At 69.4% G+C, this 21,527-nt stretch carries 22 protein-coding genes; 6 read left to right on the top strand and 16 right to left on the bottom strand.

Features of this window, described 5'->3' with window-relative positions; genetic code table 11:
• Nucleotides 1-24 precede the first annotated feature (24 nt).
• The 4 genes from B8W67_RS14265 to B8W67_RS14250 form a co-directional block, all read right to left on the bottom strand.
• Complete coding sequence (locus B8W67_RS14265) at nt 25-885, bottom strand: alpha/beta fold hydrolase (RefSeq protein WP_069393691.1); 861 nt, start codon at nt 883-885, stop codon at nt 25-27.
• Between the two features lie 44 nt (nt 886-929).
• Nucleotides 930-1,787, bottom strand: a complete 858-nt coding sequence (locus B8W67_RS14260; protein WP_069393690.1) for an SDR family oxidoreductase — start codon at nt 1,785-1,787, stop codon at nt 930-932.
• Nucleotides 1,787-2,608 carry an SDR family oxidoreductase gene (locus B8W67_RS14255; RefSeq protein WP_069393689.1) on the bottom strand — a complete coding sequence of 274 codons (822 nt, stop codon included), beginning with the start codon at nt 2,606-2,608 and terminating at the stop codon, nt 1,787-1,789. Before B8W67_RS14255 ends, B8W67_RS14260 begins: the two co-directional genes overlap by 1 nt.
• Nucleotides 2,609-2,670: 62 nt before the next feature.
• On the bottom strand, nt 2,671-3,576 hold the full coding sequence (locus tag B8W67_RS14250) for an enoyl-CoA hydratase (RefSeq protein ID WP_069393688.1): 906 nt from the start codon (nt 3,574-3,576) through the stop codon (nt 2,671-2,673).
• Nucleotides 3,577-3,637: 61 nt separating this feature from the next.
• On the opposite strand from B8W67_RS14250, the gene B8W67_RS20345 reads away from it, so the two are divergent.
• From B8W67_RS20345 to B8W67_RS14240, 3 genes are read left to right on the top strand one after another with little or no spacing between them, the layout of a single operon-like run.
• Nucleotides 3,638-3,802, top strand: a complete 165-nt coding sequence (locus tag B8W67_RS20345; protein ID WP_109470214.1) for a hypothetical protein — start codon at nt 3,638-3,640, stop codon at nt 3,800-3,802.
• Nucleotides 3,803-5,284, top strand: a complete 1,482-nt coding sequence (locus B8W67_RS14245) for an alpha,alpha-trehalose-phosphate synthase (UDP-forming) (RefSeq protein ID WP_069393687.1) — start codon at nt 3,803-3,805, stop codon at nt 5,282-5,284.
• Between the two features lie 11 nt (nt 5,285-5,295).
• The gene (locus B8W67_RS14240) at nt 5,296-5,808 is read left to right on the top strand and encodes a hypothetical protein (RefSeq protein WP_069393686.1); all 513 of its coding nucleotides are present in this window, start codon (nt 5,296-5,298) and stop codon (nt 5,806-5,808) included.
• A 10-nt stretch (nt 5,809-5,818) separates the two neighbouring features.
• Here the strand turns inward: B8W67_RS14240 and B8W67_RS14235 are convergent, their stop codons facing one another.
• The 12 genes from B8W67_RS14235 to B8W67_RS14180 all read right to left on the bottom strand — a co-directional run bounded on the left by B8W67_RS14235 (nt 5,819) and on the right by B8W67_RS14180 (nt 17,345).
• Nucleotides 5,819-6,313: a mammalian cell entry protein gene (locus tag B8W67_RS14235; RefSeq protein ID WP_069393685.1), complete on the bottom strand. Its 495-nt coding sequence runs from the start codon at nt 6,311-6,313 to the stop codon at nt 5,819-5,821.
• Nucleotides 6,313-6,987: an Rv1363c family protein gene (locus tag B8W67_RS14230; RefSeq protein ID WP_085304616.1), complete on the bottom strand. Its 675-nt coding sequence runs from the start codon at nt 6,985-6,987 to the stop codon at nt 6,313-6,315. Before B8W67_RS14230 ends, B8W67_RS14235 begins: the two co-directional genes overlap by 1 nt.
• A complete protein-coding gene (locus B8W67_RS14225) occupies nt 6,987-8,666 on the bottom strand; it encodes an MCE family protein (protein WP_085304614.1) in 1,680 nt (559 codons plus the stop codon). Before B8W67_RS14225 ends, B8W67_RS14230 begins: the two co-directional genes overlap by 1 nt.
• A complete protein-coding gene (locus tag B8W67_RS14220) occupies nt 8,666-9,838 on the bottom strand; it encodes an MCE family protein (protein ID WP_163797346.1) in 1,173 nt (390 codons plus the stop codon). The genes B8W67_RS14225 and B8W67_RS14220 overlap by 1 nt, the downstream gene beginning before the upstream one ends.
• Before the next feature lie 5 nt (nt 9,839-9,843).
• On the bottom strand, nt 9,844-11,169 hold the full coding sequence (locus tag B8W67_RS14215) for an MCE family protein (RefSeq protein WP_085304612.1): 1,326 nt from the start codon (nt 11,167-11,169) through the stop codon (nt 9,844-9,846).
• Nucleotides 11,166-12,209: an MCE family protein gene (locus B8W67_RS14210; protein ID WP_085304610.1), complete on the bottom strand. Its 1,044-nt coding sequence runs from the start codon at nt 12,207-12,209 to the stop codon at nt 11,166-11,168. Before B8W67_RS14210 ends, B8W67_RS14215 begins: the two co-directional genes overlap by 4 nt.
• A gap of 13 nt (nt 12,210-12,222) precedes the next feature.
• Nucleotides 12,223-13,260: an MCE family protein gene (locus tag B8W67_RS14205; RefSeq protein ID WP_085304608.1), complete on the bottom strand. Its 1,038-nt coding sequence runs from the start codon at nt 13,258-13,260 to the stop codon at nt 12,223-12,225.
• Nucleotides 13,261-14,460, bottom strand: a complete 1,200-nt coding sequence (locus B8W67_RS14200; RefSeq protein WP_085304606.1) for an MCE family protein — start codon at nt 14,458-14,460, stop codon at nt 13,261-13,263.
• A gap of 9 nt (nt 14,461-14,469) precedes the next feature.
• Nucleotides 14,470-15,312 carry an MlaE family ABC transporter permease gene (locus B8W67_RS14195; RefSeq protein WP_085304605.1) on the bottom strand — a complete coding sequence of 281 codons (843 nt, stop codon included), beginning with the start codon at nt 15,310-15,312 and terminating at the stop codon, nt 14,470-14,472.
• Nucleotides 15,313-15,322: 10 nt separating this feature from the next.
• The gene (locus tag B8W67_RS14190) at nt 15,323-16,084 is read right to left on the bottom strand and encodes an MlaE family ABC transporter permease (protein ID WP_069393882.1); all 762 of its coding nucleotides are present in this window, start codon (nt 16,082-16,084) and stop codon (nt 15,323-15,325) included.
• 147 nt (nt 16,085-16,231) lie between these two features.
• Entirely contained in the window at nt 16,232-17,140 is a 909-nt protein-coding gene (locus B8W67_RS14185; RefSeq protein ID WP_085304604.1) for a 3-oxoacyl-ACP reductase, read from the bottom strand.
• 13 nt (nt 17,141-17,153) lie between these two features.
• Nucleotides 17,154-17,345 (bottom strand): ferredoxin, encoded by a 192-nt coding sequence (locus tag B8W67_RS14180; protein ID WP_069393888.1) that lies wholly within the window; start codon nt 17,343-17,345, stop codon nt 17,154-17,156.
• A 190-nt stretch (nt 17,346-17,535) separates the two neighbouring features.
• Between B8W67_RS14180 and B8W67_RS14175 the strand changes: the two genes are divergently transcribed.
• From B8W67_RS14175 to fadD17, 3 genes are read left to right on the top strand one after another with little or no spacing between them, the layout of a single operon-like run.
• On the top strand, nt 17,536-18,714 hold the full coding sequence (locus B8W67_RS14175; protein WP_069393884.1) for an acyl-CoA dehydrogenase: 1,179 nt from the start codon (nt 17,536-17,538) through the stop codon (nt 18,712-18,714).
• A gap of 23 nt (nt 18,715-18,737) precedes the next feature.
• Nucleotides 18,738-19,835, top strand: coding sequence for an acyl-CoA dehydrogenase family protein (locus B8W67_RS14170; protein ID WP_085304603.1), 1,098 nt, complete (start codon nt 18,738-18,740; stop codon nt 19,833-19,835).
• Nucleotides 19,836-19,843: 8 nt separating this feature from the next.
• Nucleotides 19,844-21,361, top strand: coding sequence for a long-chain-fatty-acid--CoA ligase FadD17 (fadD17, locus tag B8W67_RS14165; protein WP_264033582.1), 1,518 nt, complete (start codon nt 19,844-19,846; stop codon nt 21,359-21,361).
• The last annotated feature ends 166 nt before the right edge of the window (nt 21,362-21,527 follow it).

Here is a 21,527-nt window from a genome sequence, read left to right as displayed (position 1 = left end):
GTCCGGGACGTGGGGATGCCGGGGTCAGGGACGGGTGAGGAAGTCGATCACGACGCGCTCGAAGGCGTCCTTGGCCTCGATCATCGTCCAGTGCCCGCAGTTGGGGAAGACGTGGAACTCCGCGTCGGGGATGGTGCGCAGCGGGATCAGGGCCATGTCCAGCGGGCTGACCCGGTCATCGCGGCCCCAGGTCACCAGCGTCGGCACCGACAGCCGGTGCATCATCGCCCACGGCTGCGGGGCCTTGGCGGAGCGCATCATCGCGACCATCGCCGCGAACGCCTCGCTGCCGTACATCCGGCGCGCACCGGCCAGGGTCTCCGGGTCGGTGGCCAGCGCCCACCGTTCCTCGATGAGCTCATCGGTGATCACGGCCGGGTCGTAGACCATCGACCGCAGCCAGCGCACCAGCCGGTCGCGGGTGGGGTCGTCGGTGAACTCCTGCAGCAGCCGGATTCCCTCGGCCGGGCCGGGGGTGAGCAGGTTGGTGCCGATCCCGCCGATCGTGACCAGCCGGCGCACCCGCTCGGGGTTGCTGATCGCGTAGTTGATGCCGACCGCACCGCCCATCGAGTTGCCGACGATGGCCACCGACTCCAACCCCAGCGCCTCGGTGAACGCCGGAACCGCGGCGAACGCGGTGATCATCGGGTGCCCACCGAAGTCGTCGCTGACCCCGAACCCGGGGAATTCCAGCACCAGGCAGCGGAACCGCTCGGCGAACGTCGGCAGCACGCCGCGGAAGTTGCGCCAGCCGGTCACGCCGGGCCCGGAGCCGTGCAACAGCACCAGCGGCGGACCGTCGCCGGCCTCGTGGTAGCGCAGCACCCCGTTCTCGGTGCTGACTTCCCGCAGGGTGTCGTCGTAGCTGAGCTCTGCCGCCATCTCTCTCCTGACCTGGTTGGGACCCGGTTGGGCCACGATCGATTTTATCGGGTGGCCCGAAACGCCCGGAACCGCCGGCCGTAGCCGATCAGGGTGCGCACCGGAACGCTGCGCGGCCAATCGTCGGCCCGGAAAAAGGCATCGGAGCCGCCGTCGACGAAGATGACGCTGCCGCAGAGGAATTCGGCCGGCTCGGAGAGCATGAACATCATCCAGTCGCCGAGCTGCCCGGCGTCGCCGAAATGGCCCACCGGCACCGGGAACGCCTGCACCGCCTTGGCCTGTCCGGGGGTGGCGAGCTGTTTCTCCAACAGTGGGGTCATGATCGCCCCCGGCGCCAACACGTTGAGCCGGATGTCGGCGCCGGCCCACGCCGGGAGCACCGCGTGACGGCGCACCCAGCGCGACACCGCGATCTTGGAGGCGGCGTAGGCGAGCGACGGGGCCCCGGGGCCGAACACCGCCACCACCCGTTCGGCGCGGCGCGCCTTGGAGGCCAACAGTGCGCGCACCGCGAGACCCGGGACCGCGGGGGTGACGGTGGTGGAGTTGCTGCCGATCACCACCACCTTGGCGACCCCGTCGGAGGCGGCCAGCGCCGCACGCCACGCCCCCAGCAGTTCCACCACACCGAAATAGTTGACCTGCAGCAACGTCCGCACACCGCCGCGCCCGGGGGTGGGGCCCAGCCCGGCCGCGAGCACCGCGCCGTCCAGACTCCCCTCGGCGGCGTCGAGCACCGCCTGCGCCGCACCCGCCCGCCCGGCCGGCGTCGACAGGTCCGCGGTCACCTCGGTGTCGCGCATATCCACCCCGATGACCCGGTGGCCGGCCGCGCGGAGCTTCTCCGCGGCCTGTCGACCCATCCCGGATGCGGCGCCGGTGACTGCGTACACGCCCATCAGAGCACTCCCCGTAACCCCTCGGCGCCGAATACCGGCTCGAGCATCCCAGTGAAATCCGGTCCGCGGCGCAATGATTGGCCACCGTCGACGTTGATGATCTGCCCGGTGATCCACTCGGCGGCGTCGGAGAGCAAAAACAGGGTCAGGTTCGCGATGTCGCCGACCTCGCCGGGCCGCGGCAGCGGGGTGTTGACCCGGTAGTCCGCCGACAGCGCCGGGGAGTCGAGGATGGCGGTGACCAGCTCGGTGCGGATCAGCCCGGGCCGGATCCCGTTGACCCGGACCCGGGAGGCGCCGAGCTCGTCGGCGGCCAACATCACCAGGTGGTCGACCCCGGCCTTGGTGGGCCCGTAGGCGCCGAACCAGCGGTGGGTGTTGCTCGCCGCGATCGACGAGATCGCGACGAACGCCCCGCCCCCGCCGCGCACCAGCTGCGCGGCACTGTGTTTGAGCACATGCATGGTGCCGGTGAGGTTCAGCGCGACGGTGCCGTCCCAGGCCGCGGCGTCGATCTGGGTGACCGGCCCGATCGTCTGCGAGCCGCCGGCGCAGTGCGCCACCCCGTGCAGCCGGCCGCGCCAGTCGACCACCTCCGCGACCGCGTCGGCGACCTGCCGTTCGTCGGTGATGTCGGTGCTGCGGTAGCGCACCCGGTCGGGCTCGCCGAGCCCATCGGCCGCGGCGGCCAGCCGCTGCTCGTCGCGCCCGACCAGCAGCACCGCCGCGCCGGCGGCGACCAGCGCGTCGGCCACGCCGCGGCCGATCCCGCTGCCCCCGCCGGTGACCAGATAGGCGCGATCCGCTAAGCCCAGCTGCACATCGACTCCTGTCGCCGAACCGCCATGTCTGCTGCGGACGCTACACCGCCGGCGGGCCGCCTCTAGGGGCGGTCGCGGCGCGCCAGCTGGGTCGGCCCGGCGGTGCGCCAGTCGGGCACCTCCGGCGGCAGCGCCACCGGGAACCGGTTGTCGTTGGCCGCAGACCAGTGCGCATGGCCGAGTTCGTGGATGTGGAACCCGTGCCGCAGCGCCTCGGTGAAGCCCATCGCGTCGGCGGCGGCGTTGACCGAGTCCTTGATGAGCAGGCTCGCCATCGTCGGCAGTTCGCTGATCCGGCGGGCGAACGCCAGGGTGTTCTCGGCGAGGTCGTCGACGGGGAACACCTTCGACACCATGCCCAGACGGTGGGCCTCGTCGGCGTCGATGGAGTCCCCGGTCAACAACAGTTCCTTGGCCTTGCGGGGGCCGAACTCCCACGGATGGGCGTAGTACTCCACCCCGGGCATACCCAGGCGCACCCCGACCACGTCGGAGAACCGGGCGTCGTCGGCGGCGACGATCAGGTCGCACGCCCACATCAGCATCAGCCCGGCGGAGATCACGTTGCCCTGCACGGCGGCGATCGTGATCTTGCGCAGGTCCCGCCAGCGCCGGGTGTTCTCGAAGTAGAAATGCCATTCCTGCAGGTAGGTCTTCTCCGCCACGCCGCTGCGGGTGCCGCCGTGGGTGGTGAAGGTGCGGTGCTGGCCGGGTCCGGGGCGCCGCTCGGCCAGGGCGGCCTCCGAGCCGAGGTCGTGCCCGGCGGAGAAGTTCCGGCCGCGGGCGGCGAGGATCACCACCCGCACCGTGTCGTCGGCCTCCGCGCGGGTGAACGCCTCGTCGAGGGCGACCAGCAGGGTGCGGGTCTGCGCGTTGTGGGTCTCGGGGCGGTTGAGCCAGATCCGGGCGATCCGCCCGTCCTCGAGGGTCTCGTAGGTCACCAGGTCGGTGACCGGTTCAGCGGTCATCCCCGGCACGATACCGGTCACCGGGCTGCCACCAGCAGGGCATTTCGCCTAGAGTTGGCCCATGGCTGCTAAATCAGACTCCTCCGAACTCGGCGAGGTGGAACCCCTGGCCGACACCACCGAGCGTCAGGCCCGGCGGGTGGTGGCCGCCTACGCCACCGACGCCGACGAGTGCCGGGTGTTCCTGTCGATGCTGGGTATCGGGCCGGCCAAGATCGAGGCCTGAGTGACCGAACGGGTCCCGACCGGCACGTCGGACTTCGTGGTGGTCGCCAACCGTCTGCCGATCGACCTGGAACGTCACCCCGACGGCACCACCACCTGGCAACGCAGCCCCGGCGGTCTGGTGACCGCGCTGGAACCGCTGCTGCGCCGCCGGCGCGGCGCCTGGGTGGGCTGGCCGGGCGTGGCCGACCTCTCACCGGCCGAGCGGGAGCCGATCATCGACGGCGACCTGGTGCTGCACCCGGTCACGCTCAGCGACGACGACGTCGCGCAGTACTACGAGGGGTTCTCCAACGCCACCCTGTGGCCGCTGTATCACGACGTGATCGTCAAACCGATCTACCACCGCGGCTGGTGGGACCGCTACGTGGAGGTCAACCGCCGGTTCGCCGAGGCCACCTCGGCGGCGGCCGCCGACGGCGCCACCGTCTGGGTGCAGGACTATCAGCTGCAACTGGTGCCGCGGATGCTGCGGGAGCTGCGCCCCGATCTGACGATCGGGTTCTTTCTGCACATCCCGTTCCCGCCGGTGGAGCTGTTCATGCAGATGCCGTGGCGCACCGAGATCACCGAGGGCCTGCTCGGCGCCGACCTGGTCGGTTTCCACCTCACCGGCGGCGCGCAGAACTTCCTGATCCTGGCGCGCCGGCTGGCCGGGGCGGCCACCTCCCGCGCGTCGGTGGGGGTGCGCTCCCGGTTCGGCGAGGCCGCCTACGACGACCGGGTGGTGCGGGTGGGGGCCTTCCCGATCTCGATCGACTCCGCCGCCTTGGACCGGCGGGCCCGCAACCGCGACATCCGCCGACGGGCCCGGGAGATCCGCGCCGAGCTGGGCAATCCGCGCACGATCCTGCTCGGGGTGGACCGGCTGGACTACACCAAGGGCATCGACGTGCGCCTCAAGGCGTTTACCGAACTGCTCGCCGAGGGCCGCGCCCACGGCGAGGACACCGTGTTCGTGCAGTTGGCCACCCCCAGCCGGGAGCGGGTCGAGTCCTACCGGGCGCTGCGCGACGACATCGAGCGCCAGGTCGGCCACATCAACGGCGAGTACAGCCGGGTCGGGCATCCGGTGGTGCACTACCTGCACCGGCCGATCCCGCGCGACGAGCTGATCGCGTTCTTCGTCGCCGCCGACGTCATGCTGGTCACCCCGCTGCGCGACGGCATGAACCTGGTCGCCAAGGAGTACGTGGCCTGCCGCAGCGACCTGGGTGGGGCGCTGGTGCTCAGCGAGTTCACCGGCGCCGCCGACGAACTGCGCCAGGCCTACCTGGTCAACCCGCACGACCTCGACGGGGTCAAAAACGTCATCGAGACGGCGATCACCCAGACCCCCGAGGACGGCCGGCGGCGCATGCGGGCGCTGCGACGCCAGGTGCTCACCCACGACGTGGACCGCTGGGCCCGCTCGTTTCTGGATGCGTTGGCGAGCACGGCGGCGCCGACCAATCCGGCGAGCGGTCCGGGCGACTCTGCTTAGATGGGGACACCATGAGATTTGCCAGTGGCCTGACCGCCGCCGCGGTCGCGTTCGCCGGTGCGGCGGGCCTGCCGGCGGCCGTCGCCGATCCCCCGCCGCCACCGCCGATGCCGACGATCACCGGGGTGTACGACTACCACGAACCGGACGCCCCGCTGGAGATGTGGGTGATCTATTCGACCTGTGTGCCGCTGGGCTGCACCCTGCACATCTCCACCACGGTGCCGCACACCTCGATCGAGAAGGCCGGCGAGTTCCGGCTGACCAGCGGCCAGTGGGCGGCCACCATCCCGGTGCCCGACGGGGTCAAGTGCGACGACGGCAGCCACGATTACACGATGGAGACCTACACCTTCGACAGCAACACCCTCGCCGGCACCCACACCACCACCCACGCGCCGGTCTGTGGGCTGCCGGCGGCGAAGGTCAGCAAACCGTTCACGTTGACCTACGTCGAGCCGACCCCGATCCCCAACAACGAGCACCCGCTGTGGTGCGACGACCCGTGGTGGTGCCCGTTCTGAGCGGTGCCGCTCAGACCGGCTTGATCATGTCGACGAGCCATTTGCCGTCGATCTTGCGGTAGTCGACCCGCACCCGGGCCGGCTCGACGAACGGTTCCCCGCTCGGGTCGGTGACGGTGCGGTTGAGGAACACCAGCACGCTCGCCGAGGTGCGGCCGGCGTCGACCATCCCCTGACCGATCACCGAGATCTGGCTGACCAGCTTGCGTTCCCGGGCCTGCGGGATCACCACGGTGGTCACCTGCTGCTCGAAATCGGGCCGGTAGCGCGGGGTGAGCATCGGGTAGACGTCGGTCATGGTGGTTTCCACGGTCTGGTAGTCGAAGCCGAAGATCCGGGGAATGGTCTCGGCCGCCAACGCCGGCAGCTCGGCGCGGGCGGACTGCTCGGCGCGGGACTGCACCCGATCCCAGTACAGCCCGCCGCCGACGGCGCCGAGTGCGACCACCGCGCAGGCGAGCACCCCGATCAGCGCCACCGACGCCCGCCGCGCCCACACCGTCATCAGTTGCCCCCGCCGGGCCAGAGCAGGTCGTAGGCGCGCATGGTCCCGCTGCTGTCCTCCTGCACCACCACCCGCAGCCGGTACGGCTGGGACGGCTGGTTGACCCCGTCGTCGATGTTGGTGGGGGTGACCCGGGCCGCGATGAGCACCGACGCCCGGTTGGTCTCCTCGTCGATGTCCTCCAGCGCCGCGGAGTTGATCGTCGCCTCGGAGTCGTTGTTGGTGTAGTGCAGGAACTTCGTCAGCGCGTCGACGGCGCCCGGCTGGGAGAACTTGTCGCGCAGCGGACCGGCGAGGTCGTTGATCCACAAGTCGATGCTTTCCTGCAACGCGTCCTGGCGGAACGTGAACATGTTGACCACGGTCTGGCTGGCGGTGTCGACGAACCGCTGCGCCCGCTGCTGCTCGGCGTGGGCGGTGTGCTGACGGGCCGCGAGCACCGCCACCGCGGCCGCCAGCGCGACGGTCATCACCAGCGCGGTGACGCCGGCGGCCGCCGCCAGCAGCGCCTCGGGGGCGCGGCGGCGGCCGGGCCGGCGCAGCGTCGGGGGGCGTGCCGGGGCCGCCGTGGCCGGCAGCGGCACCCGCGCGGTCGCGGGTTCACCGGCCGGGCCGGCCTGCCGGGAGGCCCGGCGGCGGATCCGCGTCGTCTCCTCGTTCACCACGTCGGCCATTATGCGGGTCGCGGGTCGAGCATCAAATCGACCCAGTTCTCCGCCGGCAGCCCGTCACGTGCCCCGGCGGCGAACACGCTACGGGTACCGTCCTGGTCCACGAACTCCCCGGTGCTCTCGTCATAGGTGCCGTAGGCCGGGCCGGCGGCCTGCGGATCCGGCCCGGGCGGCGGCCCGGGCGGGGGCCGGTTGTACGGCGGCAGCCCGTCGTTGCCGCCCGGGGAGGTGGGCATGTTCTCCTCCGGCGGCGCGTAGTACGGCCACGGCGCCGGCTGCGGACCCACCTCGTTGGGCGGTACCGGCAGCGGGAACGGCGGGTTGGGGGCGGGCCCGGGCCCGGGCGGAACCCCGGGCGGCAGGTTCACCACCGGCGGGCCCGGGTCGTAGTCGGCCTCCGGCGGGATGTAGGGGAACTTGTTCATCGGGTTGGTCATCCGCGGGTCGGTCACCGGGACGCTGCCGTAGGGGATCGGCGGGCCGCGCCACGGGTTGGAGCCGATCGGTTTGAAGCCCTCCGGGTCGCGGCAGAGCTGCACGGTCGGCGCCCGTTTGCCCGGGACCTCCATGCACGGGTAGTTGCGCGCGCCGCGCACCACCGCCGGGTCGTTCTGGGCGGTCTTGCAGTACAGGTCGTCGGGCAGTTCCCGCAGCGTCTCATCGGCCGGGGACCGGATCTCGGTGAACGGCACGAACCCGACCATGCACGGCGGGGGATCGCCCAGGTCGACCTTGAAGTCCAGCTTGCCGCCCTCATCCGGCGGCACGCCCCCGGCCACCGTGATCAGCGCCGCGACCAGGGCGGGGAAGATCACTAGCGCCTGCTCGATCGACTTGTGGTAGATCACCCCGACCCGGCCCAGGTTGGCGATGTTCGCCGCCAGCGCCGGGAACGACGGCCGGATGCCGGAGAACGCGGTGTTGGCCGCATCCGCGGCGCCGGGTGCGGCGGCCAGGGTCTGACGGAACTGCGGGTCGGCGCCGCGCATCTCGGTGGTGAACCGCGCCAGCCCGTCGGCCATCGCCTTGATGTCGTCACCGCTGCGGATCTGGGCGTCCAGCAGCGGGCCGGCCTGGTCGATCAGCGCGAACGTCTGGTCGGCGTTGGCGTTGGCCTCGTCGATGACCAGCCGGGACGCCTCGATCATCCGGGCCAGCTCCGGCCCGGAGCCGTTGAACGCCTTGAACGTCTCGGCGAGCAGATCCCGCAGCCGGGTGTCCGACAGGCTGGAGACCAACGCGTCGGCCTCCTCGAGCAGCCCGGCGATGTCCTGGCCGATGTGGGTGCGGTCCTGGCCGATGCGGGCGCCGTCACGCAATTTGTCGGTGGCGCTGTTGTCCGGCGGCACCAGATCGACGTACTGCTCCCCGATCGCCGAGACACTCTTGACGGTGGCGGTGACGTTGTCCGGGATCGCCATCCCGGCGTTGAGCCGCATCCGGGCGTCCACGCCGTCGTCGTTGAGGCGCACCGACTCCACCCGGCCCACGGTGACCCCGCGGTAGGTGACGTTGGCGTTCTCGTACAGGCCGCCGGCGGCGACGAAATCGGCGGTCACCTTGTAGGTGCCGATCCCCAGCGCCGAGGGCACCTGCAGGTAGAAGATCGAGATCGCACCGACGGCCAGAACCGTGACCACCGAGAAGATGGCCAACTGGATGCGAGTGAGGCGGTCGAGCATCAGCCCCCACCCCCGTTCTTCGGTGGCACGTCGAACGGGTTGGCGGCCTGCCCGGACAGGTTGGCCATCGCGCCGACCAGATAGTCCGGCGGGTTGAGGATCTCGGCCATGTGCGCCATGTTCGGGTCGATGCCGGAGGTGGTGAACATCGTCTCACCGAACCGCCGAAGGGTCATGTCGAAGGTGACGAACACGTTGAGGTAGTCCCCGCGCACCGCGTTCTTGATGTATTTGCCGGTGAACGGGAACGTCGCGACGATCGGCAGCGCCGACACCAGGTGGTCGCCGTTCTCGGCCAGCGCCTTGATGACCGGGTAGAAGTCGATCATGTCGGCGACGAAGTCCTCTTTGGTCTCGCTGAGCACCCGGGCGGCGACCTCCCCGACCCGGCCGAGCGCGGCGAACGCGTCGACCATGGTGGCGCTGTTGTCGTTGAGCACGCCCAACGCGCCGGGCAGTGCGGCCAACGCCGCGGTCAGGTCATCCTTGTTGGCGGCGAGTTTGCCGGCGAACCGGTTGAGCCCGTCCATCGCGGCGATGATGTCGCCGGTCTGGTCCTCCAGCGACGAGGTCAGCTCCGCCAGCCGCGGCAGCAGTGTGCCCAGCCCGTCGGTGCGCCCGGCCACCGCGGTGTACATCTCGTCGGTGATGTCTTGCAGCGCACCAAGGTTGCCGTTGCTGACCACCACCCCCAGCGAGGCCAGCACCTCCTCGGTGCTCGGGTAGCGGTGGGATTTCTCCAGCAGGATCTCCGAACCCTTGGTGAGTTTGCCCATCGGTGCCACGTCGCGCGGTTCGGCGAGCTCGATGTGCTGCGACCCCAGCAGCGAGGTCTGCGCGACGGTGGCGGTGGCGTTGGCCGGCAGCGCCACATGGCCTTCCAGCGACAGTTTGAGCAGCGCGTAGAAGGTGCCGTCGGGACGCTGGACGGCCCGCACACCCGAGACGCTGCCGACGGTGACGTCGTCGATCATCACCGGGGAGTTCTGCGGCAGCGTGGTGACGTCGGGAACCTGCAGCCAGATGTCGAAGGAGCCGCTGCCGTGGCCCTTGGTGCCGGGCAGGTCCAACGAGTTCAACCCGCCGAACTGGCATCCGGCCAACAGCAGCCCGGCCAGCCCCGCGGCCAGCACGCGCCCGCCGGCCCGGCGCAGCGCCGCGCCCACCACCACCGGTCTCACTGCCCCTCCCCCTTCTCGGGATCGGTCTCGGATTCGGTGCCGGGCTCGGCCGGCAACAACATCTTGGAGATCTCCTCCGCACTCGGCGGGGTCACCCCCGGCGCGGGCTGCCACTGCAGGTAGGGCAGCGGGGTCTTCGCCTTCGCCTCGGTCTCCGGGGTGTCGTAGATGACCTGCCCCTTGTAGGCGGTGATCGAGTTGATCGGGTGGAACAGCAGCGGCGGGAAGTTCATCGACGCCCGGCGCAGCACCGGCCCCATCCGCTGACGGCAGATCTCGGCCCGCTTGTAGTTGTCGGGGCTGGTGCCCGGGTCGAACGTGCCGCCGCAGATGAACTGCACCGGGTTGGCCATGTTCGGCACCGACAGCAGCCCGGTCACGGTGCCCTGGGCGGGGTCGTAGATGTTGTAGAAGTTCGCCAGCCCGTTGGGCGTGATGTGCAGCACCTGTTCGAGATCATCGCTCTGGTCGTAGGTGATCTGGCTCAGTTCGGTCACCTTGTTCACCGAGTCGATCAATACCTGATTGTTCTCGTTGAGGAACCCGCGCACATCGGCCAACGCCTGGTTGAGGGTGCCCAGCGTGTCGTCGAGACCGACCGCGCTGTCGGCGAGCACCTGCGACACCGAGGCCACATGGTTGGAGAACTGCACGATCTGCTCGTTGCTGCCCGACAACGCCTCCACCAGGATCTGCAGGTTGCGCACGGTGCCGAACACGTCGCCGCGGGAGTCCCCGAGACGCCCGGCGGACTGCGACAGCTCCCGCAGCGCCGCACGGAACGAGTCGCCGTTGCCGTCGAAGGTGTCGGCGGCCTGGTTGACCAGCGCGCTCAACGGGCCGGACATCTCATCGACCTGCGGGGCGAGTTCACGGCTGAGCTTGGTCAACTCGGCTTTGACCTCGTCCCACTCCACCGGCACCCCGGTGTTTTCCAGTTTGATGGCGGCGCCGTCGGGCAGCGTCGGCCCGTCGGTGTAGGCGGGGACGAACTGCACGAACCGGGCGGACACGATGTTGGGGGCCACCACGATCGCCTGCACCTCAGCGGGCACCTTGACACCCGGATCGAGCGTCATCGTGACCTTGACGTCGTCGGCGCGCGGCTCGATCGCGTCGATGCGCCCCACCGGCACCCCGGCCACCCGCACGTCGTCGGCCGGGTACAGCCCGACCGCCGAACTGAAGTAGGCGACGACCTTCTGGCCGTGCTGTTTGGGCCAGACCACATAGATCCCGGCGACCAGCATCGCGACCAGCGCGCCGACCAGGATGCGGCGCGCCAGGTGGTTGCGGTAACTCAGCGAAGACATAACCGTCATGGCGACCTCGGCCTCACCACGATGCGTTCAGAGATCATGCCGCGCAGGTAGTCCGACAGACTGTCGGGCAGCTTGCCGGGCTGGAAGTAGGCGTCGAGCAGCACCTCGGCGATGGTGGCCGGGGGCATGCCGTAGAGGTTGATCTGGAAACCCGGACCGGAGCCGACCACCTCGCCGAGCGCGGTGGCGTAGCCGGGCAGCCGCCGCAGCGCCTCACTGATGTGCTCCTTGCGCTCGAGCATGTTGTCGAGCACCAGGTTGAGTTTGCTCAGCGCCGGGCCGAACTCGCTCTGGTTGTCGGCGACCAGGCCCGAGAGTTGGGTGGAGACGTCGTCGATGCCGGCGATCAGCGCGGCCAGCGCCTGACGACGCCGATCGAGCGCGGCGAACAGCTGGTTGCCGTCGTTGACCAGCGCGGTGACCTGGTCGGCGCGCTCGGACAGCGCCGAGGTCACCGACTTGGCGTGGCTCAACAGCTCGGCGAGCGCACCGTCGCGTTTGTTGAGGCTGCGGGAGAGCCCGGCGATGCCGTCGAGGGCGCCCCGCAGATGCGGGGTGGCCTGCGCCAGCGCGTCGGTGAGCACACCGAGCGCCTGCTCCAGCTGCTTTTTGTCCAGGGCCTTGGTGTTGGCGCCGAGATCCTGCAGGGCGGTGTTCAGCGTGTACGGGGTGGAGGTGCGGCCCACCGGGATGGTGGTCACCGAGCCGGCGCCGGCGGGGGTGATCGCCAGTGCCTTCTCCCCGAGCACGGTCTCGGTTTTGATCGCCGCCAGCGACTGGTCGCCGATGCGCAGCTTGCGGTCGACGGTGAAATCGACCCGGGCGTTGGCGCCGGCCAGCGACACCGAGCCGACCTTGCCGACCTTGATCCCGGAGATCTGCACGTCGCTGCCCGGCGAGATGCCGCTGGCATCGGTGAAGTACGCGACGTAGTTCTTGCCCTGTGGCCAGAACGGGATCGCGGTGTAGCTGAACGACACCAGCACCAGGGAAGCCACCAGCACCACACCGAAGATTCCGGTGCGCAGGGTGCGATCCATGAGCGTCGTGCCCTCAATCCTTGACAGGAGCGCACCTCCCCTTGGACGGGTCGGCAGGACCGCCGAACGGGATCAGGATGTCACTGGCGGCCGGACCGTTGAACTTCAGCCGCACCGAGCAGTAGTAGATGTTGAAGAACGACCCGTAGGCGCCGAGCGCGTTGAGCCGCATGTAGTTCTCGGCGAGCGGCTCGAGCACGTCGTTGAGGTCGCCCTTGCGGTCGTCGAGGGTGGTCGCCAGCGGCCGCACGTTCTCCAGCACACCCTGCACCGGGCGGCGGCCCTTGACCAGCATGTCGGTCAGCTCGGTCTCCGCGGTGGCCAGCGGGCCGATCGCCCCGGCGATCGGGTCGCGCCCCTCGGCGAGGCTGGTGATCAGCTGCTGCAACTGGTCGACGCTGGCGTCGAACTCCGCGCTCTTGGCGTCGACGGTGGTCAAAACCGTGTTGAGGTTGGTGATGACGTCACCGATGAGCTCGTCGCGGGCGGCCAGGGACTGGCTGAACGCGCTGGTGGAGGCCAGCATCTGCGACAGCGCGCCGTCGTTGCCCTGCAGCAGTTCGATGACCGCCCCGGTGATCTCGTTGACCTTGTTGCCGTCGAGGCCCTTGAGGACCGGCCGCAGCCCGCCGAGTAGCGCGTCGAGGTCCAGCGCCGGCCGGGTGTTGTCCACCGGCAGTGTGGCACCCGGTGCCAACTTGTCCAGCTCCCCGGGCCCGGAGGTGATCTCCAGATACCGGTCGCCGACCAGGTTCTCGTAGCGGACCAGTGCCTGCGTGGAGGTGTAGAGCTGATAACGCTTGTTGACGTCGAAGGTGACGTCGACGGTGTTATCCGGTTGCAAAGCAACCTTTTTCACGCTGCCCACCGGGACACCGGCGATGCGCACGTCCTGGCCCGACTGGAGCCGGGAGGCGGTGGTGAAGGTGGCGTGGTAGGTATTGCCCGCGGCGAACCGGAACTCCCCGAAGATCACCACCAGCGCCGCGGCGACCAGCAGCATGACCACGGTGAACACCGTGACCTTGACCATCGTCTTGTCGGCGCGCATCTAGTACTCGTCCCGTTCCGCGAATGCCCCGTTGAACAAAAACTGCGCGGTCGACGGCGCGTCGAACTGCAGCTCGGTGTTGGGCTCGAAGGGTACATAGGCGTTGTCGGTCACCAGGAACTTGGCCCGATACCAGGTGCCGCCGATCTGTTTGTTCGGGAAGTTCGGCAGACCCCGGCAGTTCGGCCCACCGGAGGCATTGACCAGCGGCAGGCTCTCCGGATACGTGTAGGCCGGCACGCCGGGCACGAAGTTCGACGACACGAACAGCCCCGGTTTGATCCCGCCGATGATCGGGCCGAAGTTGCGTTTCGCGGTGACCAGCGCTTCGAGCACACACCCGAACTCCGGGGAGTATTCGCCGAGCACCCGCGCCGGGGCGCGCATCCGCTGGATCCCGGCGATGTAGTCGTCGGCGGCCGGCTCCAGGGTCTCGTAGGCGTTGTTGGCCAGCCCGGTGGCGGCCAGCAGCGCGGCGTTGAGGTTGTCCTGCTGGTCGACGATGGTGTCGCTGATCGACGGGGTGTTGGCGATGACCGTGACCAGGTCGTCGCCGGCGTCGGCGTAGATGTTGCCGACGGTGGCGGTCTTGGCGAACAGTGCATGCAGCGTCGGCAGTTTCGGGTTCAGCCGCCCCAGATAGTCGTTGAGTCCGGTCAGCGTCACACCGAGGTCGTCGCCGTGGCCGCGCAGCCCTTGCCCGACCGCGGTCATGGTGGCGTTGAGGTGCACCGGGTCGATCTTGTTGAGCACGTCGGTCAGCGTCTGGAACAAGGTGTTGGCCTCGATCTGCACCGACGACGCCTGGATGACGGTGCCGGGCCGCAGCGGTTCGGCCGGGGTGTCCGGGCGCAGGAACTCCACCGATTTGGCCCCGAAGATGGTGTTGCTGGCGATCCGCACGGTCGCGTTCGACGGGATGTGGTGCAGTTCGCCGCGCTGCATCGACAGCGTCAACTGGGCCTGGTCGCCGAGGAAGTCGATCGAGGTGACCTTGCCGACCTGCACCCCGCGGTATTTGACCTTGGCGTCGGGGTCCATGACCAGCCCGGCGCGCTCCGCGGTGACAGTGATCGTGTCGGTCGGGGAGAACGCCGAGGTGTAGGCCAGGTAGGTGAACACGGCGGCGGCCAGCAGAATCGACGCCAGGATTGCCGCGGCAATTCTGACGTGTGTGCGGTTCGCTTCGGTGTCGGCCATATCCCCCCGCTATCCCGAGAGGTTGAAGTTGCCGGACCCGCCGTAGACGGCGAGTGAGATGAGCAACGTGATCACGACCACGACGACCAGCGAGGTGCGCACCGCCTGACCGACGGCGATCCCGACGCCGACCGGTCCCCCGGAGGAGTTGTAGCCGTAGTAGGTGTGCACCAGCATCACCGCCACCGACATCACGATCGCCTGCAGGAACGACCACAGCAGGTCGGTCGGGTTCAAGAAGGTGTCGAAGTAGTGGTCGTAGAGTCCCGGGGACTGTCCGTTGATGTACACCGTGGTGAACCGTGCCGCGAAGAACGCCGCGAGCACCGCCAGCGAATACAGCGGGATGATCGCGATCAGCCCGGCGATCAGCCGGGTGGAGACCAGATAGGACACCGAGTGCACCGCCATCACCTCGACGGCGTCGATCTCCTCGGCGACCCGCATCGCCCCCAACTGGGCGGTGGCGCCGGCGCCGATGGTGGCGGCCAGCGCGATCCCGGCGACCACCGGGGCGATGATGCGCACGTTGAGGAACGCCGAGAGGAATCCGGTCAGCGCCTCGATGCCGATGTCGCCGAGCGAGGAGAACCCCTGTACGGCGACCACACCGCCGGAGGCCAGGGTCAAGAAGGTGGCGACCCCGACGGTGCCGCCGATGAGCACCAGTGCGCCGGTGCCCATGGTCATCTCGGCGATGAGCCGGATGGTTTCGCGGCGATACCGGGTCAGCGCGTTGGGGATGTAGCGCATGGACTGGCCGTAGAACAGGGCCTGTTCACCGAAACCGTCGGCGAAACGGGGCACCTCGGCCACCAGTCGGCGGAAGCGCAGGGTGGCGTCGTAGCTCATCGGCGCCTCATCAGCTCAGCACCCGCACGCCGATGGCGGTCATGATTACGTTGATGACGAACAGACAGATGAACGCGTAGACCACGGTCTCGTTGACTGCGTTGCCGACCCCTTTGGGCCCGCCCTTGACCGTCAGGCCGCGGTAGCAGCCGACCAGCCCGGCGACCACCCCGAACAGCAGCGCCTTGAGTTCGGCGAGCAGCAGTTCGGGCAGACCGGTGAGCACCGTCAGCCCGTTGACGAACGCGCCGGGGTTCACTCCCTGCAGAAACACCGAGAACAGGTAGCCGCCGGAGAGCCCGATCGCGCAAACCAGGCCGTTGAGCAGCAACGCGACGAACGTCGAGGCCAGCACGCGCGGCACCACCAGCCGGTCGATCGGGTTGATGCCCAGCACCCGCATCGCGTCGATCTCCTCGCGGATCGTGCGCGCACCGAGGTCGGCGCAGATCGCGGTGGCCCCGGCACCGGCGACCACCAGCACGGTGACCACCGGACCCAGCTGGGTGACGGTGCCGAACGCGGTGCCGGCCCCGGACAGGGCGGCGGCGCCGATCTCGCGCAGCAGGATGTTGAGCGTGAACGACACCAGCACGGTGAACGGGATCGCGACCAGCAGCGTCGGCACCAGCGAGACCCGCGCGATCATCCAGGTCTGGTCCAGGAATTCGCGCAGCTGGAACGGTCGGCGCAGCATCCCGGTAAACGTCTCCATCGACATTTCGAAGAAGCCGCCGACAGCCCGGGCAGGAACCGCAAGCTGCTGGATCAACTTCGATTCCTCTCTCGCGCAGAGCTCAGAGACGCTTGGATGGGACTGTACGGATTGGTACGGGCTACGTGAGCCGGATCATATTAACGAGAACGTGTTCTCGCAGTCAAAGGCGATTTTGTGCAGAAAAATCCGGCAAACGTCGGGTCAGGAGCCCATCACCGCGGTCGCGGCGAAGTTCACCGACGGGTCCCGGTCGGCGAAGTACTCGTGCAACGTCGCCCCGAGCGTGGCCGGCTGCCAGGCGGGCCCGTCGGCGGTGAAGCGGTGTTCGACGGTCGGCGCCGCCAGCAACGTGACCTCGGGGCCGTAGACGATGAACACCTGCCCGTTGACCGCCTCGGCGGCCGGCGATGACAGGAACTGCACCAGGGTCACCACGTGCTCCGGGCCGAGCGGGTCCACCTCGCCGTCGGCCGGCGCGTCGCCGAACACGTCGGCGGTCATCGCGGTGCGCGCCCGCGGGCAGATCGCATTGGCCCGCACGCCGTAGCGCTGCAGCGCCCGGGCCGCCGACAGCGTCAACGCGGTGATCCCGGCTTTGGCCGCGCCGTAGTTGGCCTGCCCCACCGGGCCGACCAGCCCGGCTTCGGAGGAGGTGTTGACCAGGCGTCCGTAGACGGTCCCGTCGCCGGCCTTGGCCTTGTCGCGCCAGTAGGCGGCCGCGTTGCGGGTGAGCAGGAAATGTCCGCGCAGATGCACCGCGAGCACCGCGTCGAAGTCCTCATCGGACATGTTGAACAGCATCTTGTCGCGGGTGATCCCGGCGTTGTTGACCACGATGGCCAGCCCGCCGTGTTTGTCGGCGGTGCTCACCAGCTCATCGGCGGTGGCCCGGGCGCTGATGTCCCCGGCGACGGCCACGCCCTTGGAGCCGGCGGCGGCGATCTCGTCGAGAACGTCGGAGTTCTCCAGCGCCCCGGCGATGTCGTTGACGACCACGGTGGCGCCGGCGCGGGCCAGCCCGATCGCCTCGGCGCGGCCCAACCCGGCGGCGGCACCGGTCACCACCGCAACCGTGCCGGACAGATCGGTCGCGTTGTTGCTGTCAGTCAATTTGTGAATACCTCTAGTCTCTACGGATCAGCGCGGCACGGGGACACTCGTCGATCGCCTGCTGGGCGTGAGCCTCCTTGTCCGCGGGGACGGGGGCGATTTTGACGTGGCACTGCTCGTCGTCGTTGAGCTCGAACAGGTCGGGGTCGATGCCAACGCAGATGGCGTTGCCCTCACAGCGGTCGAGGTCGACTTCCACTCGCATGACTACCTCCTTGTACTGGCCTTGCACTGGCCGAGCCGCCCGGGGCTTGGGGGGCTGCCCCCTCAGAATACGGCTTGGACCCTCAGACTAGAACGTGTTACAAGGAATGGCGAGTGCGGGGGCCGCCGGCGGGCGTCCTGTGGCACGATGCTGAATCAGACTTGGTGGTCGCGAGGAGGTCACTGCGCCCATGCGCATTAGCTACACGCCCGAGCAGGAGGACCTGCGCCGGGAACTGCGGTCCTATTTCACGACCCTGATGACCCCGGAGCGCCGCGAGGCCCTCAGCAGCACCCAGGGCGAGTACGGCACCGGCAACGTCTACCGGGAGACCGTCGCCCAGATGGGCGCCGACGGGTGGCTGGCGCTGGGCTGGCCCACCGAGTACGGCGGGCAGGCGCGCCCCCCGATGGACCAGTTGATCTTCACCGACGAGGCCGCGATCGCCGGCGCCCCGGTGCCGTTTTTGACGATCAACAGTGTCGCGCCGACGATCATGGCGTTCGGCACCGAGGAGCAGAAGAAGTTCTTTCTGCCCCGAATCGCCGCCGGGGACCTGCATTTCGCGATCGGCTACTCCGAGCCGGAGGCAGGAACCGATCTGGCGGCCCTGCGCACCACCGCGGTGCGCGACGGCGACGAGTACGTCATCAACGGCCAGAAGATGTGGACGTCGCTGATCGCCTATGCCGACTACGTGTGGCTGGCGGCGCGCACCAACCCCGAGGCCAAGAAGCACCGCGGGATCTCGATGCTGATCGTGCCGACCACCGCCGAGGGCTTCTCCTGGACCCCGGTACACACCATGGCCGGCCCCGACACCAGCGCCACCTACTACTCCGATGTGCGGGTGCCGGTGACCAACCTGGTCGGCGAGGAGAACGCCGGCTGGAAACTGGTCACCAACCAGCTAAACCACGAGCGCGTCGCCCTGGTGTCCGCGCAGCCGATCTTCCTGGCCCTGGGCGAGGTCCGCGAGTGGGCTCAGAACACCAAGGACGTCCACGGCAATCGGCTCATCGACTCCCAGTGGGTGCAGCTGAACCTGGCGCGGGTACACGCCAAGGCCGAGGTCCTCAAGCTCTACAACTGGGAACTCGCCTCCGCCGAGGGCGCTTCACCGTCGCCGGCCGACGCGTCCGCGGCGAAGGTCTACGGCACCGAGTTGGCCACCGAGGCCTACCGGCTGCTGATGGAGGTGCTCGGCACCGCTGCCACCGTGCGCCAGGATTCCGCCGGCGCGCTGCTGCGCGGCCGGGTGGAGCGCATGCACCGTGCGGCACTGATTCTGACCTTCGGCGGGGGCACCAACGAGGTGCAACGCGACATCATCTCGATGGTGGCCCTCGGGCTGCCCCGCAGCCGCTGACCCGTCACGCCATAAGGATCACCATGGATTTCTCCACTACCGAAGCCGCGCAGGACCTCTCCGGTCTGGTCACCACGATCGTCGACAGCGTCTGCACACCCGAGCATCAGCGCACCCTCGACCACCAGGAGCAGCGGTTCGACCGCGAGCTGTGGCGCAAGCTCACCGACGCCGACATCCTCTCGGCCGCCGCGCCCGAATCGGTCGGCGGCGGCGGGCTCGGCGTGCTCGAGCAGAACGCGGTGCTCGTCGCCCTGGGCCGCCAGCTCGCCGCGGTGCCCTACCTGGAGTCGGTGGTCCTCGGCGCCGGAGCCCTTGCCCGCTTCGGATCGAAGTCGCTGCAACAGGATTGGGCCACCCCGGCGGTGGCGGGAACCACGGTGTTGACGGCGGCTCTCGCCGGTGAGATGGGCGAGGGTCCGGTACGCGCGGTGCGCTCCGGCGACGACTACACCCTCACGGGCACCCGCACCCAGGTCGGCTACGCCCCGGTGGCCGACGCCATCCTGGTTCCGGCCGACACCGACGAGGGCACGGCGGTGTTCTTGGTCGACGCCGATCTTCCCGGCGTGACGGTGACCGCCCTGGACACCACCGGCCACGGCAGCGTCGGGCACCTGGAGTTGGCCGGTGTGCGCATCCCCGCCTCCCAGAAGGTCGGCGACGCCACCGTGATCGACTGGCTATCGATCCGAGACATCTTGGGGCGCAGCGCATACCAGCTCGGCGTGCTCGAGCGCGGCTTGGGTTTGACCGCCGAGTACGCCCGGGAACGTGAACAGTTCGACCGGCCGATCGGCAGTTTCCAGGCGGTGGCCCAGCGGATGGCCGACGGGTACATCGACCTCAAGGGGCTGCGGTTGACCCTGACCCAGGCCGCCTGGCGCGTCGGGGAGGATCTGCCCGCCGACAACGAGGTCGCGACCGCCGCGTTCTGGGCGGCCGAAGCCGGTCACCGGGTCGCTCACACGATCGTGCACGTGCACGGCGGGGTCGGCATCGACGTCGACCACCCGGTGCACCGTTACTTCCTGGCCGCCAAGCAGACCGAGTTCACCATCGGTGGGGCGACCGGGGCGTTGCTGGCCATCGGACGCAACCTGGCCGACACCCCGGCCTGAGGCCCACCGTGGCCGATCCGACCGTCACCGCAATGCTCGAGCCGCTGGCCGCGGTCGATGATCGGGGCGTCTACGCCGAGGACACGTTCACCGGTTGGCGCGAGCACCTTCAGTTCGGCGCCGAGCTGGGTGCAGCACTGCGGGCGCGCCTGGACCCCGACCGGCCACCGCACGTCGGGATACTGGCGGGAAACACCCCGTTCTTCTCGGCGATGCTGGTGGCCGCGGCGGTGACCGGGATCGTGCCGGTGGGCCTCAACCCGACCCGGCGCGGGCCGGCGCTGGAGCGCGACATCGCCCACGCCGACTGCCAGTTGGTGCTCACCGACTCCGCCGTGTCGCCCGCCTCGTCGTCCCCCGCGCCGGAGATCGCGGGCGCCATCGACGTCGAATCCGCCGGGTTCGCCGCCGAGGTGGCCGGCTATCGCGGTGCGCAGCTGCGCTTTCCGTCCGTCGACCCCGACGATCTGTTCATGTTGATCTTCACCTCCGGCACCGGCGGAGACCCCAAGGCGGTGCGCTGCACCCAGTGGAAGGTGGCCCACCCCGGTCGCCTGCTCTCCGAGCGGTTCGGCCTGACCCCGGCGGACACCTGCTACCTGGCGATGCCGCTGTTCCACTCCAACGCGATCATGGCCGGCTGGGCTCCGGCAGTCGCTGCGGGCGCCTCAATCGCGTTGCGGCGCAAGTTCTCCGCGTCCCAGTTCATCGCGGACACGCGACGCTACGGGGCGACCTACGCCAATTACGTCGGCAAGCCGCTGTCCTACATCGTGGCCACCGAGCCCGCGCCCGACGACGCGGTCAACCCGCTGCGACTGGTGTACGGCAACGAGGGCGCCGCGCGCGACCTGGCGCGCTTCGCCGAACGGTTCGACGTCACCGTCGTCGACGGGTTCGGATCCACCGAGGGCGGGGTGAGCATCGGACGTACCCCCGAGACCCCCGAGGGCGCACTGGGCCCGCTGCTCGACGGGGTGACGATCGTCGACGTCGACACCGGCGAGGAATGCCCGCCCGGCGTGGTCGGCGAGCTGGTCAACACCGCCGGCCCCGGGCAGTTCCGCGGCTACTACAACGATCCCGACGCCGAGGCGCAGCGGATGGCCGGCGGGATCTACCACAGCGGCGATCTGGCCTACCGCGACGAGGCCGGCTTCGCCTATTTCGCCGGGCGCCTGGGCGACTGGATGCGGGTGGACGGGGAAAACCTGGGCACCGCCCCCATCGAACGGGCGCTGCTGCGCCATCCCGACGTCGTCGAGGCCGCGGTGTACCCCATCCCCGACCCGGCGGTGGGCGACCAGGTGATGGCGGCGCTGGTCATCGCCCCGGGCGCCGCGTTCGACCCCGACGCGTTCCGCGGGTTCCTCGCCGCCCAACCCGACCTGGGGCCCAAACAATGGCCGGCGGTCGTGCGAGTCGCCACCGAGTTGCCCCGCACCGAGACGTTCAAGGTCCTCAAACGCACGCTGTCCGCCGAGGCCACCGACTGCTCCGACCCGGTGTTCGCGATCCGGCGGTGATCCGCGGGGCTGATCCGCGGCGGTGATCCGCGGGGGTGCTCCGCGCCCGTCCGAACAATGTCGGACCCCCTCCCTACAATCGAAACTATGTGGCGCTCCTAGAGTTTTGGTGGGCGCCTTCTTGCTGTTCAGCGAAATTTCCTGTTGAGGTTCAACTACTTCGGTG

Origin of the sequence: Mycolicibacillus koreensis (assembly GCF_002104795.1) — a bacterium.
Taxonomy (GTDB): Bacteria; Actinomycetota; Actinomycetes; order Mycobacteriales; family Mycobacteriaceae; genus Mycobacterium; species Mycobacterium koreense.
Note: the sequence above shows the minus strand (reverse complement) of the source record. Positions and strands in the feature narration are given on the sequence as shown.